Below are 15421 nucleotides of genomic sequence, written 5' to 3' on the forward strand. Positions count from 1 at the left end.
ACACGGAGGCGGCGACATGACGAGCGGTACAGACATGCCCACCGGTGACGAACGCGCGCGGCGCTGGCGGCTGGTCCTCGGCGGCGACGCGGCGGCCGACGGCGCGGGGTGGCAACTGACGGGCCGGGACGCGGCGATGGACGGCGCTCTCACCGCCCTGTACGGCGGCGGCTCCGGAGGAGGCCGGCAACAGAACAACGGCGGCAACCGGAGTGCGGGTCTCGGCGCGAGCGCCCCGTCCGTCGCCCGCTGGCTCGGAGACATCCGCACGTACTTCCCGTCCTCCGTCGTCCAGGTCATGCAGCGCGACGCGATCGACCGCCTCGGCCTGTCCACGCTGCTCCTCGAACCGGAGATGCTGGAGGCGGTGGAGGCGGACGTGCACCTCGTCGGCACGTTGCTCTCCCTGAACAAGGCGATGCCGGAGACGACGAAGGAGACGGCCCGCGCGGTGGTCCGCAAGGTCGTCGAGGACCTGGAGAAGAAGCTCGCCACGCGGACCCGCGCCACCCTCACCGGCGCCCTCGACCGCAGCGCCCGCGTGAGCCGCCCCCGCCACCACGACATCGACTGGAACCGCACGATCGCGGCCAACCTGAAGCACTATCTGCCCGAGTACCGCACGATCGTGCCCGAGCGGCTCATCGGCTACGGGCGGGCCTCGCAGTCGGTGAAGAAGGAGGTCGTCCTCTGCATCGACCAGTCGGGCTCGATGGCCGCGTCCGTCGTCTACGCCTCGGTCTTCGGCGCGGTGCTCGCGTCCATGCGGTCGATCCGGACCCGGCTCGTCGTCTTCGACACGGCCGTCGTGGACCTCACCGACCAGCTCGACGACCCGGTCGACGTGCTCTTCGGCACCCAGCTCGGCGGCGGCACCGACATCAACCGCGCGCTCGCCTACTGCCAGTCGCAGATCACCCGCCCCGCCGAGACGGTCGTCGTCCTCATCTCCGACCTCTACGAGGGCGGCATCCGCGACGAGATGCTGAAGCGGGTCGCCGCGATGAAGGCGTCGGGCGTGCAGTTCGTGACGCTGCTCGCGCTCTCCGACGAGGGGGCGCCCGCATATGACCGGGAGCACGCGGCGGCGCTTGCCGCGCTGGGCGCCCCGGCGTTCGCCTGCACCCCCGACCTGTTCCCCGACGTCATGGCCGCGGCGATCGAGAAGCGTCCGCTGCCCATACCCGACGTGGGGGCCGAAAGCGGGGCCGCGGCGGCAAACCGGAATTGAGTACCCATCGGTAACACAGGGCTTGCGCACCCGCCCGACCCCCGTGCGAGGATTCGCGCACCGTGATCTCCGCGACCGTGTCCCCCGCCCCTGCCGAGCGCCTGCCGCGCCCGGTGGCGAGACGGCGCGCGCTGCAACTGGCGCTGCTGCTCGGTGGGTTGCTCGGGCTCGGTCTCCTCTGCGGCGGCCAGGCCCACGCGGACGACGCCTCGGGCACGCTTCGGCACACGGCCGCGCGGGAATCGACCGGTGGCGGCCCGCAGCACCCCGGTGTTCTCGGCGGGCTGCTCGGGCGGGACGGAGCGTCGGGGCACCTCGTCGGCACCGTGCGGGACACGGTCCTGCGGCCGGTCCTGGACACCGTGGACAGCACCGTTCAGGGCGCTGTCCGTGGCGTGACGCAGCCGGTCGGTGAGCTGGTCGAGCAGGTCGTGGACGATCTCACCTCCGCCGCCCCGCGACCGCTGCCGGACGGGCCGCCGACGCTGCCCGGACTGCCGGGCGCCCCCGGCGAGGCCACGCCCCTGCCCGCCCCGGGCGAGCCGGGGACGCCCGCGCCCCCGGCATCCGCCGAGCCCCCGGCGCCCGCCGAGCCCACCGTCCCCGCGCACTCCGACGATCCGGCGCAATCCACCGGCGCCCCCGGTGCCGTCGACGCCGCCCTGCCCGCCGAGCAGGCCGCGTCCACCGTCCCCGTCGGCGAGGGCCGGGCCGAGCGCCGCGGGTCCGACGCCGCGCGGGCGAAGCGGCACACTCCCTCTCCGTACGCCCTTGTGGTGGCGGGGCCGACGGCGTACGACCCCGCCGCGCTCGGCGCCGTAGAAAAAGAACGCGCGGGCGCGCACCCGCACGACGCGTCCGCCGTCCGGCACGCCGTCGCGCCGGGGCAGAACGCGCCTGGCGCCCCGGCGCACCCGGACGGCGTACCCGTGGCGGGCGCCTCCGTGGGTGACGGCGGCGGCTCGCGCCACGGTGATCTGCACGCGGCCGCGTTCGGCGCCCGCCGGCTTCCCGTGCTGCTGCCGCCCGGCGCCCTCGCGTCCGGCACGGCCGCGCCGGTGACCGACCGGCATTCCGACCTTCCTGTCCCTCCCGGCTGACGCCCGGCATCTGACCGACGCCGGAGTGCCCCGTCAGCCGGATCCACCGGCGCGACCAGGCCGTTTTCCGGCGTGCGGGCGAGCCCGTTGGGGACGGGCCGCCTGTTCCGAGCCCCTGACCGCGTCGCCTGTGACACAGGTGACGTACGGGGCTCGTCGGGCGGCCTCACCGTGCGTACCCCCGCACGGTGAGGCCGCGAACGACCCCACCGGAAGGCGTCGCGGCGACGCGCTCTGTGACAGGTATCACCGCTCATGTGTGATCTGCGATTTAGAAGCCGTCGCTGAGCGGCGATAACCTGCGAGACGGACATGCCGCGTACCCGGCCACTGTGTACGCCTCGTACGCCTCCCTTGTGACAGCGGAGTCACGTTGCCCATCGCGGCACGCCCACGCAGGAAGATCGAACCGCGAGATCACTGATAGGGACGGACGCGCGTGGACCTGTTCGAGTACCAGGCGAGGGACCTCTTCGCCAAGCACGGTGTACCGGTGCTGGCCGGTGAAGTCATCGACACGCCTGAGGCGGCCCGCGAGGCGACCGAGCGGCTGGGCGGCAAGTCCGTCGTCAAGGCGCAGGTGAAGGTCGGTGGCCGCGGCAAGGCCGGCGGCGTGAAGCTGGCCGCCTCGACCGACGAGGCCGTGCAGCACGCGACCAACATCCTCGGGATGGACATCAAGGGCCACACGGTCCACAAGGTGATGATCGCCGAGACGGCTCCGGAGATCGTGGAGGAGTACTACGTCTCCTTCCTCCTGGACCGCACCAACCGCACCTTCCTCTCCATCGCGTCCGTCGAGGGCGGCATGGAGATCGAGGAGGTGGCGGCCACCCGCCCGGAGGCCGTCGCCAAGACGCCGATCGACGCCAACGAGGGCGTGACCCCCGAGGTCGCGCGCCGGATCGTCGCGGACGCGAAGTTCCCGGCCGAGGTCGCCGACAAGGTCGCCGACGTGCTGGTCACGCTCTGGAAGACCTTCATCGAGGAGGACGCCCTCCTCGTCGAGGTCAACCCGCTGGCCAAGGTCGCCTCCGGTGACATCATCGCCCTCGACGGCAAGGTGTCCCTCGACGACAACGCGGACTTCCGCCACCCCGACCACGAGGCCCTCCAGGACAAGGCCGCGGCCGACCCGCTCGAGGCCGCCGCCAAGGAGAAGAACCTCAACTACGTCAAGCTCGACGGCGAGGTCGGCATCATCGGCAACGGCGCGGGCCTGGTCATGTCGACCCTCGACGTCGTCGCGTACGCCGGTGAGAAGCACGGCGGCGTGAAGCCGGCCAACTTCCTCGACATCGGTGGCGGCGCCTCCGCCCAGGTGATGGCGAACGGCCTGGAGATCATCCTCGGCGACCCGGACGTCAAGTCCGTCTTCGTCAACGTCTTCGGCGGCATCACCGCCTGCGACGAGGTCGCCAACGGCATCGTCCAGGCGCTCGCGCTCCTGGAGGAGAAGGGCGAGAAGGTCGAGAAGCCCCTCGTCGTGCGTCTCGACGGCAACAACGCCGAGCTGGGTCGCAAGATCCTCTCCGACGCCAACCACCCGCTGGTGCAGCGCGTGGACACCATGGACGGCGCGGCCGACAAGGCCGCCGAGCTCGCGGCCGCGAAGTAAGGGACGAGGGACAGAACAGCCATGGCTATCTTCCTCAACAAGGACAGCAAGGTCATCGTCCAGGGCATGACCGGTGCCACGGGCATGAAGCACACCAAGCTCATGCTGGCCGACGGCACGAACATCGTCGGCGGCGTGAACCCGCGCAAGGCGGGCACCGAGGTCGACTTCGACGGCACGTCGATCCCCGTCTTCGGCACGGTCAAGGAGGCCATGGAGGCGACGGGCGCCAACGTCTCCGTCCTCTTCGTGCCCCCGGCCTTCTCCAAGGCCGCCGTCGTCGAGGCCATCGACGCCGAGATCCCCCTCGCGGTCGTCATCACCGAGGGCATCGCCGTCCACGACTCCGCCGCGTTCTACGCGTACGCGAAGTCCAAGGGCGACAAGACCCGCATCATCGGCCCGAACTGCCCCGGTCTCATCACCCCGGGCCAGTCGAACGCCGGCATCATCCCGGGCGACATCACGAAGCCGGGCCGCATCGGCCTGGTCTCGAAGTCCGGCACGCTGACGTACCAGATGATGTACGAGCTGCGTGACATCGGCTTCTCGTCCGCCGTCGGCATCGGTGGCGACCCGGTCATCGGCACGACGCACATCGACGCGCTCGCCGCGTTCGAGGCCGACCCCGAGACCGACCTCATCGTCATGATCGGCGAGATCGGCGGCGACGCCGAGGAGCGCGCGGCCGACTTCATCAAGGCCAACGTGACCAAGCCGGTCGTCGGCTACGTCGCCGGGTTCACCGCCCCCGAGGGCAAGACCATGGGCCACGCCGGCGCCATCGTCTCCGGCTCCTCCGGCACCGCCCAGGCGAAGAAGGAGGCCCTCGAGGCCGCCGGCGTCAAGGTCGGCAAGACCCCGACCGAGACGGCGAAGCTGGCGCGCGAGCTGCTTTCGTAGCCGGCAGGCGTACGTGGATGAGGGGGCCCGCACCGGTCACGGTGCGGGCCCCCTCACCTGTTCCCCGCCCTATTCGGGCACAGGTACGAGCCGCTCGGGGCCGCCGCTCAGCTCCTCCTGGAGCAGCGCGCGCAACTGCCGCTCCCGCGCCGACAGCGGGCCCGGCCCGGAGGGTGCGGGCACGCCGCTGACCGGGGCGCCGGGCGCGGGCACCGGCTCGTAGTGCGTCGGGGCCACCCGCAGCGTCAGCACCGTCGCCCCGATGATCAGCGTGGTGACGGCGATCGCCGCCCGCGTCCAGAACCGGACCCGCCGCTCACCGGCCTCCCGCACCAGCGACGGCTTCGGCGCCTCCAGCCGCTCCGCGCCCGCGAGCGCGGTCAGCCGCTGCCGCAACTGTTCCGGGATCGCGAGGTCCGGCAGCCGCTCGGCCACGGCCTCGCGCGCGTGCAGGACACGGTGGGCGGCGGCCGGCGTACTGGCCTCCGTCTCGGCGGCGGTCTCCGGCAGATCCAGGCCCACCCAGTCGTAGAGCAGCAGCGTGCGCCGGTACACGGGCGGCAGGCTCAGGAGTACGTCGAGGAGCTCGCGGTCCGCGGGGTCGGCGGGCGGCGCGTCCGGCCTGCGGAAACCGGGGCGCAGCCGGTGCCAGGGCGACATCGCGTACTCGTACGCCGCGGCCCGCACCCAGCCCGCCGGGTCCGGGTCGACCGCGACCTCCGGCCAGCGCTCCCAGGCCAGCTGGAACGCACGCTCGACAGCCTCCCGTGCGAGGGCCCGCCGGCCGGAGAGCAGATAGGTGTGGCGCACGAGCAGGGGCGCGGCATAGGCGTACAGGGCGTCGAAGGCCCGGGCCGAGGGGCGGGTGACGGGCTGTTCGGGCGCGGCGGACGTCGTGGCAGGTTTCGGGGTCGCCTTTCGTGGCGCGGGCCGGTCCAGCGGGGCGCGGAGCAGCTCCGCGTACTTCTCGCTCCCCGTTCCCCCGGGCGTGGTACGGCCCGACTCCCACGCGCGGATCGTCTCGCGCGTCACGCCGATCCTCGCGGCGAGCTGCGCCTGGCTCAGGGACTTCGCCTCGCGGAGTCTGCGGCGCTCCTTCGGCGTCGGCAGGGGGGTGGCGGGGCTCTGCGTCATGAGGAACTCCCCGCACCTTCTCGCGCCAAAAAGTACATGAACGTATCTTGAGCGACACATCCGTGTTTCGCCTGTTACGCGAGGAACGCGAGTCTCCTTGGCAGCATGGCCCCGTGACGCAGATGACCGGCCGTGGACCGTCGATGCCCGTGCTCCTGACCCGCGTGCGCGAACGCTCGCCGGGGCCCGCCGCCGGGATGTTCGGCGGATTCGTCGCGGCGGGGCTCGGGCTCGGCTTCTTCGCGGTGCTCGTGATCGCCATGTGGATCAGCTCGCCCTACCCGGACAGCGGCCCCGGTAGCGCCCTGCGCACCGCCGCCGCGCTGTGGCTCCTCGCGCACGGCGCCGAGATCATCCGCGCGGACACGCTGTCCGGCGCCCCCGCCCCGATCGGCCTGAGCCCGCTGCTGCTCCTGGCGCTGCCGGTGTGGCTGGTGTTCCGCGCCGGGCGCGACGCGGCCGAACCGCCGGAGGACGAGGCCGACGCGCCGCCCGCGCCCGCCGCCGGGGTGTGGGGCGGGGTCGCGCTCGGCTATCTCCTGATCGGCATCGCCGCCGCGCTCTACACGGCCGGCGGCGAACTGCGGCCGTCCTGGATCAGTTGCGTCACCCACCTCGTCCTGGTCGCCGTGGCCGCGTCCGGGGCCGGGGTGTGGACCGCGCACGGCAGACCGTACGGGCCGCTGCCGCAGGCGCTGCGCAGATCCCTTGAGGTGCTGCCGCAGGTGCTCGTACGGGAGGTCCTCCCGGTCGCCGCGCGGGCCGCTGCCGCCGGGGTCCTCGTCCTGCTCGCCGGGGGAGCGCTCCTGGTGGCCGTCGGCCTCGTCTGGCACGGGGGCGCGGCGCGGGATGCGTTCATCCAGCTCACCGGGGCGTGGACGGGGCGCGTCACCGTCCTGCTGCTCTGTCTCGCGCTGGTGCCGAACGCGGCGGTCTGGGGCGCCGCGTACGCCCTCGGCCCCGGATTCGTCCTCGGGGCCGGGCACACGGTGGGGCCGCTGGGCAGCGCGGGCGGCCCGGTGCTGCCGACCGTCCCGCTGCTCGCGGCGGTGCCGCCGAAGGGCGAGGGATCGCCGCTGACCTGGGCGGTCGGGGTGGTGCCCGTCGTAGCGGCGGTGACCGTGGCCTGGTTCGTGGTGATCGGGGGCGAGCGGTCCGCGTGGTCGCGGAGGCGGATGGCGTACGGCGCCGTCGTCGCGGCCGGGCTGTGCGGAGTGACCCTCGCCGTGCTCGCCGTGGCGGCGGGTGGTGCGCTGGGCGTCGAGGTCCTCGCCACGTTCGGGCCGGTGGGCTGGCTGACCGGGCTCGCGGCGACGACGTGGGTCGGGGTGGTCGGGCTGCCGGTGACGTTGGCGGTGGGGTGGTGGCGGGCGCGGCGGGGGGCGTCCGTGCGGGTGGCCGCGGCCGCCTCCGCGATGGTGGCCCCGGCCGTGCCGGTGTCCGCGGCCGGGTCGGGGCCGGGGGCCGGGACGGGTCTCGTCGGCGAGGACGGGGACGAACCCGGGGACGGGTCCGGGGCGCGGAGCGGGCGTTTCCGGCGCCGGAAAACCGTCGCGCCGGAACCCGAACAGGCCGGGACGGAGGACGACTTCGACCCCTTCGACTTCTTCGACGAGGAGTCCCGCGCGGAACGCTGGGCCATCCTGCGGGACGGACCCTCGGCCCCGGAACCGGGAACGGGCCCGGAGCCGGAACCAGGGCCCCCGTCTCACACGGCCCCGGACTCCTGACGCATCGTCACCGTGATCCGAGCAGCGGTCGGAGCTGCTTCGGCAGATGGTCCTCGCAGGACTCGCTGGCCGCGTGCGTCAGGGCGTCGGCCCGGCACTCGTAGTAGTCGCTGTAGACGAGCTTCGCCGTGAACATCGACGCCACCATGGCCAGCGCCAGCGCCCCCGTGACCAGGCCGCTGATCGCCGCCGTCGTCTGCGGGCGGGAGGACGCGGCGTCGGTCTTGGCGGGCGGCGCGGGGGTGTCCGGGTCCGGGGTGCGGGGCTTGGCGCGCAGGGCGCTGATGCTCCAGTACAGGGCGAGCGCGCCGAGCAGCAGGGCCACGTACGGCCAGGCGAACAGGGCGAAGAAGAAGCCCCACATGCCGGACAGGAGCGCGTAGCGCGCACGGCGCTGGGCCGGGTCGGTGGGGTCCCAGCGCATGCCACCGGTGCCGCGGCCGGGGCCCTGGCCCTCGGGGCCGCCCTGTCCGCCGCCGTTGCCCCCCGGGCGGTCGCCGAACCGGCCGCCGCCCTGCGACGGGCCGGGCTGGCGGTCGCTCCACTGGCTGCCCCAGGGCGAACGGCCGCCGCCGTGCCCGCCCTGCTCGGTGTCCGAGCCCTCGGGGCGGCGCGGCTGCCAGGGGCGGTCCGGGGCGTCCTCGGGCGGCGGGGCGAACGGATTGTCCGCACCGGAGGTCCCGGGCTTCCCGGGCTTCCCGGAGTCCCCGGAGTCCCCGGAGGTCCCGGTCTCGCCGGAGGCCCCGGAGCTCCTGCCCTCGTCGGACTCCTTGGATTCCTTGGACTCCCGGGACTCCTGGGACTGGCGAAGGCTTCGGTCCGGCATCAGGTGTGCGTCTTCCCCTAGGTCGTCAGCTGCATGGGCGTCATCGGTCGGATGGCGTGGGTCGTCGTCGGTCGTCATCGGTCGTCACCGGTCGGACGGCGCGTGCGGTTTGGTGCGTTCTTTACGTTCTCTCACGTCAACGTTCCACGCCCGCCCCGCGTTCCGCGTGCGGGCCCGAGTCTTCCTGGACGCTGACGCTACCTCCCGGCCGCGCCCCCGTCCCGTGGGGGCTGGCTGGTGTGCCGGTATCGTTGCTGACGGTCGGCCGCTTCGTAGGGTCCCCCGTATGGGGCAGCACGACGCTTCCGTAGGAACATACAAGTACGCCCCTGTACGAGAAAGGGCCCCGCCGTGGCCAAGGCCAAGCGCCTCGTCGTGCTGGTCTCCGGATCAGGTACGAATCTGCAGGCCCTGCTCGACGCCATGGCGGAGCGGGGAGCGGAGGCGTACGGCGCGGAGATCGTCGCCGTCGGCGCCGACCGGACCGGCATCGTCGGTCTGGAGCGTGCCGAGCGCGCCGGGATCCCGACGTTCGTCTGCCGGGTCAAGGACCACGCCGCGCGCGAGGACTGGGACCGGGCGCTCGCCGAGGCGACCGCCGCGTACGAGCCGGACCTGGTCGTCTCCGCCGGGTTCATGAAGATCGTGGGCAAGGAGTTCCTCGCCCGCTTCGGCGGCCGGTTCGTGAACACGCACCCGGCCCTGCTGCCCAGTTTTCCCGGTGCTCACGGTGTGCGCGACGCGCTCGCGTACGGCGCGAAGGTCACCGGCTGCACCGTCCACTTCGTCGACGACGGCGTCGACACCGGCCCGATCATCGCCCAGGGCGTGGTCGACATCCGGGACGAGGACGACGAGAGCGCTCTGCACGAGCGCATCAAGGAAGTCGAGCGCAGGCTGCTCGTCGATGTCGTGGGGCGTCTGGCCCGCAACGGCTACAGCATTGAGGGACGAAAGGTAGTTATTTCGTGACCGCCGAGAGCAACAAGCGGCCCATCCGACGGGCGCTGGTCAGCGTCTACGACAAGACCGGTCTGGAGGAGCTGGCGCGCGGGCTCCACGAGGCGGGTGTCGAGCTGGTGTCCACCGGTTCGACCGCCGCGAAGATCGCCGCCGCCGGGGTCCCGGTCACCAAGGTCGAGGACGTCACCGGGTTCCCCGAGTGCCTCGACGGCCGCGTGAAGACCCTGCACCCCAAGGTCCACGCGGGCATCCTCGCCGACCTGCGCCTGGAGGACCACCAGAAGCAGCTCGCCGACCTCGGTGTGAAGCCGTTCGAGCTGGTCGTGGTCAACCTGTACCCGTTCAAGGAGACCGTCGCCTCGGGCGCCACCCCGGACGAGTGCGTCGAGCAGATCGACATCGGCGGCCCCTCGATGGTCCGCGCCGCCGCCAAGAACCACCCGTCGGTCGCCGTGGTCACCAGCCCCCGGCGGTACGCCGATGTCCTCGCGGCGGTCAAGGACGGCGGCTTCGACCTCACCACGCGCAAGCGGCTCGCCGCCGAGGCGTTCCAGCACACCGCCTCCTACGACGTGGCCGTCGCCTCCTGGTTCGCCGCCGACTACGCCGCCGCCGACGACAGTGGCCACCCCGAGTTCCTCGGCGCCACGTACACGCGCAAGAACGTCCTGCGCTACGGCGAGAACCCGCACCAGGGCGCCGCCCTCTACGTCGACGGCACCGGCGGCCTCGCCGAGGCGGAGCAGCTGCACGGCAAGGAGATGTCGTACAACAACTACACGGACACGGACGCCGCGCGCCGTGCCGCGTACGACCACGCCGACCCCTGCGTCGCGATCATCAAGCACGCCAACCCCTGCGGCATCGCCGTCGCCCAGGACGTCGCGGAGGCCCACCGCAAGGCGCACGCCTGCGACCCGCTCTCCGCGTTCGGCGGCGTCATCGCGGTCAACCGCCCGGTCAGCAAGGAGATGGCGGAGCAGGTCGCCGAGATCTTCACCGAGGTCATCGTCGCGCCCGACTACGAGGACGGCGCCCTCGAAGCCCTCACCAAGAAGAAGAACATCCGCGTGCTGCGGGCCCCGAACGGCCCCTCCGCCCCGGTCGAGACGAAGCAGATCGACGGCGGCGCGCTCCTCCAGGTCACCGACCGCCTCCAGGCCGACGGCGACGACCCCGCGTCCTGGACCCTCGCGGCCGGCGAGCCGCTCTCGCCGGACGAGCTGGACGAGCTGGCGTTCGCCTGGAAGGCGTGCCGCGCCGTGAAGTCCAACGCCATCCTGCTCGCCAAGGACGGCGCCTCCGTCGGCGTCGGCATGGGCCAGGTCAACCGCGTCGACTCCTGCAAGCTCGCCGTCGAGCGCGCGGGCGAGGAGCGGGCGCGCGGCTCCTACGCCGCGTCCGACGCGTTCTTCCCGTTCCCGGACGGGCCGCAGATCCTCATCGACGCGGGCGTCAAGGCGATCGTCCAGCCCGGCGGCTCGATCCGCGACGAGCAGGTCGTCGAGGCCGCGAAGAAGGCGGGCGTGACGATGTACTTCACGGGGACGCGCCACTTCTTCCACTGAGCCGTGGTGCCGCACGGAGGGGGCCACTGAGCCGCCTTGTACGGATGGCCACTGAGCCGCCTTGTACGGGAAAGGGCCCGCCGGTCGTCGACCGGTGGGCCCTCGTCGTACGGCTCCGGGGTCAGCCCTTCACCTGCACGACGACCACGCTCGCGACCTTGTCGTGCCAGCCCTGCTTGCGGCCCGTCTTGTCCCAGAAGGGCGACAGGTAGACGAGGAGCTGGCCGATGCCGCAGGCGAACGCGCCGACCGTCGGGATGACCCAGCGCAGGAAGCTGCCGCCGAGCCCCGGCTTCGCGCCCGTCTCCGCCTTCAGGACGCGGATGCCGAGAGCCAGCTTGCCCAGCGTCGCGCCGACGAAGGCGATCATCAGCCACTCGTAGAGGAAGAAGAGGGCGAAGACGCCGAGCGACGCCGGGATGAAGTCCGCGTAGAAGTCACCCATGGCGTCCTGCACGCAACTGTTGAACGCGGAGGAGTCCGACGAGTCGCAGTCGGAGAGGGCGTCGAGATAGTCCGACAGGGCCGGCGCCATCATGATGAAGTTGAGGATCGCGAACGGAACGCCGTCGATCAGACGCGCGCCGAGCCGGCGGCCCATCGAGGCGATCGGCGGAACCCCGGGCATGCCACCGGGCACCGGCATCCCCTGCTGCTGCGGGTACTGCGGATAGGCCCCGTAGGGCTGGCCCGGGTGCTGCGGATAGCCGTACCCCTGCTGCGGGGGGACGCCCTGCGGGGCCTGCTGGCCGTACGGGCTCGGCTGCGGCGGTTGCTGACCGTAAGGGTTGTGCGGTTCGCCGTGGCTCATGGCGAGATTCCTCCGGGGACGACTACGGGGACGGTGCGGACCCGCGGAGGAACGCGGAGGTGTACATCCGGAAATGCGGCCGCGTGCGCGGTTTCTCCCCCCTGCCGCCGTCCGCGGCACTGCGCCGATCATGCTCCTCAACCGGACATGCTCCTGTCCAGTGGGCCGTCGGGCCGTTGTGCAAGTGCAACTTGGGTGAACCCGGCCCGCCCTGAAAGAATGGGCACCATGACTGCCCAGATTCTCGATGGCAAGGCCACCGCAGCCGCGATCAAGTCCGAACTGACCGCCCGCGTGGCGGCCCTGAAGGAGAAGGGGGTCACGCCCGGACTCGGCACCGTCCTCGTCGGTGAGGACCCCGGCAGCCAGAAGTACGTCGCGGGCAAGCACCGCGACTGCGCGCAGGTCGGCATCGCCTCCATCCAGCGCGAGCTGCCCGCCACGGCCACGCAGGAGGAGATCGAGGCCGTCGTCCGCGAGCTGAACGAGGACCCGGCCTGCACCGGCTACATCGTCCAGTTGCCGCTGCCCAAGGGCATCGACGAGAACCGCATCCTCGAACTGATGGACCCGGCCAAGGACGCCGACGGCCTGCACCCGATGAACCTCGGCCGCCTCGTCCTGAACGAGCCGGCGCCGCTGCCCTGCACCCCGTTCGGCATCATCACGCTGCTGCGCAAGCACGGCGTCGAGATCAAGGGCGCGGAGGTCGTCGTGGTCGGCCGCGGCGTGACCATCGGCCGCCCGATGCCGCTGCTGCTCACCCGCAAGTCGGAGAACGCGACGGTCACCCAGTGCCACACCGGCACCCGTGACCTCTCCGCGCACCTCAAGCGCGCCGACATCGTCGTCGCCGCGGCGGGCGTCCCGCACCTGATCAAGGCCGAGGACATCAAGCCGGGCGCGGCCGTTCTCGACGTCGGTGTCTCGCGCGACGAGAACGGCAAGATCGTCGGCGATGTGCACCCCGGCGTCGCCGAGGTCGCCGGCTGGATCTCCCCGAACCCGGGCGGCGTGGGCCCCATGACCCGCGCCCAGCTCCTGGTCAACGTCGTCGAGGCCGCCGAGCGGAACGCCAACGGTGTTCGCTGAGGCGTCCCGGGAGGGGGCGGGGGCCGAGGTGTCGGGGGCCGGGGCTGTGGGTGCCGGGGTTTCGGGTGCTGGGGTTTCGGGTGCGGAGGTTTCGCGTGCCGGGGTTTCCGGTGCTGAGGCTTCGGGTGCTGACGGCACCGGGGCTGGCACCGGCACCGGTGCCGGGGACTCGGGTGCCAAGGGCTTCGGCGCCTTCAGCGCTCGGAAGAGGCGAGGCACGCGCCGCTTCCCCCTGTGGACCCGCGACACCGCGCGCCCCGAGGGCGGAGGCCGTGCCGCTTCGGCCGACGCCCCCGTCCCCGCCCGTCAGTGGCCCCTGATCGCGGTGCTCGTCGTGACCGGGCTCGGACTGCTGCTCACGGCGTTCGGCCTGTTCCGCGTCGGAACGATCCTGGTCGGTGTGGCCCTCCTCGGCGGCGCCGCGCTGCGCTGGGCGCTGCCGTCCGTCGGCATGCTCGCCGTACGATCCCGCTTCACTGACATGATCACGTACGGTGTCCTCGGCCTCGCCATCGTGCTGCTCGCGATGATGGCGCAGCCGAGCCCGTGGCTGAAGATCCCCTTCCTCCAGGACACGCTGCACTTCACCCTGCGGTGACCGTTCGCCGGGCCGCGGCCTGGGAAGACGGGGGAGGACGGGTGGAGAGGGCGGAAGCGATGCCTCGTTGGAAGACGCTGCCGGACGGACTGGACCCGCAGCTCGTGGAGTTCGTCGGCCAGTTGCGCAGAGTGGCCGACCGCGGCGGGCTCGGCGTCGCCGCGCTGGCGGAGCGCACCGGGTATCCCAGGACGTCCTGGGAGCGGTACCTGAACGGAGGGCTGCTCGCGCCCAAGGGCGCCGTCGTGGCCCTCGCCGAGGCGACCGGCGCCGGCGCCGCCCACCTCACCACGCTGTGGGAGCGCGCGGAGCGTGCCTACAGCCGCTCCGAGATGCGGCATGACATGGCCATGGAAGCGATACGGGTCGCTCAGGCGCGGGCGGCGTCGGGGGAGGCGGGGGTTTCTGGCGGGCCAGGGGGTTTTGGTGGGCCTGGGGTTTCGGGTGGGTCCGGAGTTGCGGGGGAGGGCGGTGCTTCCAGGGGGCCTGGGGCTTCGGGTGTGGCCGGTGCTTCCGGGGAGCCGGGTGCTTTGAGGGGGCCCGGCGCCGCAGGGGAGGCGGGTGCTTCGGGGAAGTCTGCCGCTTCCGAGGAGGCCGGGGCTTCGTGGGGGCGTGGTGCCGCAGGGGAGGCGGGTGCTTCGGGGAAGTCCGCTGCTTCCGGGCAAGCCGGGGCTTCATGGGGGCGCCGTGCTGCGGGAGAGTTGGGCGCTTGGGGGAAGTCCGGGGCTTCAGGGGAGTCCGGTGCTTCGGGCGAGTCCAGCGCTTCGAGGGGGCCTGGTGTTCCGGGTGTGGCCGGGGGTTCGGCGGAGCTGAGCGTTTCGCGGGATTCCGGCGCTTTGCGGGAGGCCAGTGCATCGGGGAAATCCGGTGCTCGGGGGAAGTCCAGCTCCTCGGAGGAGACCGGCGCTTTGAGAAGGTCCGGTGCTTCGGGGAAGCGCGGCGCTGCGGGTGAGGCCGGTCCGTCGGCGCAGCCCAGCGGGCGGGCCGCGCCGACAGCGTGGGCCAAGTCGGCAGCACCGGCGATGCCGACAGCTCCGGGCACGCGGACAACGCCGAACGCGCCGACGACACCGGGTATGCCGACAGCGCAGACGGGGCCGGGCACGTCGAGCCCGCAGGCCAAGTCGGCAGCGGCGGGTACGTCGGCAGGGTCGGACACGTCGACCACGCAAGCCAAGCCGACAGCTGCGGGTACGTCGACAGCGCCGGGCGCGCTGACAGAGTCGGGCGTGTCGGCAACGCCGGGTACATCGGCGGGGCCGGGCGCGTCGGCAACGCCGGGTACGTCGGCGGGGCCGGGCGCGTCGGCAACGCCGGGCACGCCGACAGCGTCGGGTACGTCGGCAGGAACGGGTGCGCCGACAAGGCCAGGCAAGCCGACAGCACCGGGAGCGTCAGCAGATTCGGGTACGCCGACAGCGGCGGGTACGTCAGCAGATTCGGGAGCGTCGGCAACGCCGGGTACGTCGGCAGGGTCGGGCGCGCCGACAGCGCCGGGCGCGGCGGCAGCGTCGGCCAAGCCGACAACACCGGGTACGTCGGCAGGACCGGGCGCGTCGGCAACGCCGAGTACGTCGGCAGGGTCGGGCGCGCCGGCAGGACCAGGCAAGCCGACAGCACCAGGCGCGTCGGCCGGGCCGGGTGCGGCGACAGCGTCGGCCAAGCCGACAACACCGGGTACGCCGGCAAGGCCAGGTACGCCGGTGAAGCTGACCAAGCCGACAGCACCGACGGCACCGGGCACGCCGTCAGCGTCGGGCTGGCCAATAGCGCGGGCTAGGCCGACTACGCCGACCACCCCGATCACCCCGACCACGCCGAACGGGCCCACCACCCCCACCACCCCG

Annotated in this window: 13 protein-coding genes and 1 pseudogene; 11 read left to right on the forward strand and 3 right to left on the reverse strand. The window is 72.7% G+C overall.

The features are described from left to right. Nucleotides 1–16: 16 nt before the first annotated feature. The 4 genes from ABZ877_RS19035 to sucD all read left to right on the forward strand — a co-directional run bounded on the left by ABZ877_RS19035 (nucleotide 17) and on the right by sucD (nucleotide 4852). Nucleotides 17–1231 carry a VWA domain-containing protein gene (locus tag ABZ877_RS19035; protein WP_361072220.1) on the forward strand — a complete coding sequence of 405 codons (1215 nt, stop codon included), beginning with the start codon at nucleotides 17–19 and terminating at the stop codon, nucleotides 1229–1231. A gap of 62 nt (nucleotides 1232–1293) precedes the next feature. Continuing rightward, nucleotides 1294–2331 carry a hypothetical protein gene (locus ABZ877_RS19040; RefSeq protein ID WP_361072223.1) on the forward strand — a complete coding sequence of 346 codons (1038 nt, stop codon included), beginning with the start codon at nucleotides 1294–1296 and terminating at the stop codon, nucleotides 2329–2331. Nucleotides 2332–2770: 439 nt separating this feature from the next. Further along, complete coding sequence (sucC, locus tag ABZ877_RS19045) at nucleotides 2771–3949, forward strand: ADP-forming succinate--CoA ligase subunit beta (RefSeq protein WP_361072226.1); 1179 nt, start codon at nucleotides 2771–2773, stop codon at nucleotides 3947–3949. Nucleotides 3950–3970: 21 nt separating this feature from the next. Next, the gene (sucD, locus tag ABZ877_RS19050; protein ID WP_361072229.1) at nucleotides 3971–4852 is read left to right on the forward strand and encodes a succinate--CoA ligase subunit alpha; all 882 of its coding nucleotides are present in this window, start codon (nucleotides 3971–3973) and stop codon (nucleotides 4850–4852) included. Nucleotides 4853–4921: 69 nt separating this feature from the next. On the opposite strand, the gene ABZ877_RS19055 is transcribed toward sucD, so the two are convergent. Continuing rightward, nucleotides 4922–5986 carry a helix-turn-helix domain-containing protein gene (locus ABZ877_RS19055; protein ID WP_361072232.1) on the reverse strand — a complete coding sequence of 355 codons (1065 nt, stop codon included), beginning with the start codon at nucleotides 5984–5986 and terminating at the stop codon, nucleotides 4922–4924. Nucleotides 5987–6108: 122 nt separating this feature from the next. On the opposite strand from ABZ877_RS19055, the gene ABZ877_RS19060 reads away from it, so the two are divergent. After that, nucleotides 6109–7716, forward strand: coding sequence for a DUF6350 family protein (locus ABZ877_RS19060; RefSeq protein WP_361072556.1), 1608 nt, complete (start codon nucleotides 6109–6111; stop codon nucleotides 7714–7716). Nucleotides 7717–7723: 7 nt separating this feature from the next. On the opposite strand, the gene ABZ877_RS19065 is transcribed toward ABZ877_RS19060, so the two are convergent. Then, nucleotides 7724–8542 (reverse strand): hypothetical protein, encoded by an 819-nt coding sequence (locus ABZ877_RS19065; protein ID WP_361072235.1) that lies wholly within the window; start codon nucleotides 8540–8542, stop codon nucleotides 7724–7726. 351 nt (nucleotides 8543–8893) lie between these two features. Here ABZ877_RS19065 and purN point away from each other — a divergent pair, with 351 nt between their 5' ends. After that, nucleotides 8894–9514, forward strand: coding sequence for a phosphoribosylglycinamide formyltransferase (gene purN, locus ABZ877_RS19070; RefSeq protein WP_361072238.1), 621 nt, complete (start codon nucleotides 8894–8896; stop codon nucleotides 9512–9514). Next, nucleotides 9511–11073: a bifunctional phosphoribosylaminoimidazolecarboxamide formyltransferase/IMP cyclohydrolase gene (gene purH / locus ABZ877_RS19075; protein ID WP_361072241.1), complete on the forward strand. Its 1563-nt coding sequence runs from the start codon at nucleotides 9511–9513 to the stop codon at nucleotides 11071–11073. Before purN ends, purH begins: the two co-directional genes overlap by 4 nt. A 121-nt stretch (nucleotides 11074–11194) precedes the next feature. Here purH and ABZ877_RS19080 read toward each other — a convergent pair whose 3' ends face one another. After that, a complete protein-coding gene (locus tag ABZ877_RS19080; RefSeq protein WP_361072244.1) occupies nucleotides 11195–11884 on the reverse strand; it encodes an RDD family protein in 690 nt (229 codons plus the stop codon). Nucleotides 11885–12112: 228 nt separating this feature from the next. On the opposite strand from ABZ877_RS19080, the gene ABZ877_RS19085 reads away from it, so the two are divergent. From ABZ877_RS19085 to ABZ877_RS19100, 4 genes and pseudogenes are all read left to right on the forward strand, one after another. After that, entirely contained in the window at nucleotides 12113–12976 is an 864-nt protein-coding gene (locus ABZ877_RS19085; RefSeq protein WP_361072247.1) for a bifunctional methylenetetrahydrofolate dehydrogenase/methenyltetrahydrofolate cyclohydrolase, read from the forward strand. A gap of 46 nt (nucleotides 12977–13022) precedes the next feature. After that, complete coding sequence (locus ABZ877_RS19090; RefSeq protein WP_361072250.1) at nucleotides 13023–13574, forward strand: DUF3017 domain-containing protein; 552 nt, start codon at nucleotides 13023–13025, stop codon at nucleotides 13572–13574. Nucleotides 13575–13633: 59 nt separating this feature from the next. Then, nucleotides 13634–13801, forward strand: a pseudogene (locus ABZ877_RS19095) (helix-turn-helix transcriptional regulator); the annotation flags it as partial. A gap of 770 nt (nucleotides 13802–14571) precedes the next feature. After that, the gene (locus ABZ877_RS19100; protein ID WP_361072591.1) at nucleotides 14572–15354 is read left to right on the forward strand and encodes a hypothetical protein; all 783 of its coding nucleotides are present in this window, start codon (nucleotides 14572–14574) and stop codon (nucleotides 15352–15354) included. The last annotated feature ends 67 nt before the right edge of the window (nucleotides 15355–15421 follow it).

Source organism: Streptomyces sp. NPDC046939 (assembly GCF_040644575.1).
Taxonomy (GTDB): Bacteria; Actinomycetota; Actinomycetes; order Streptomycetales; family Streptomycetaceae; genus Streptomyces.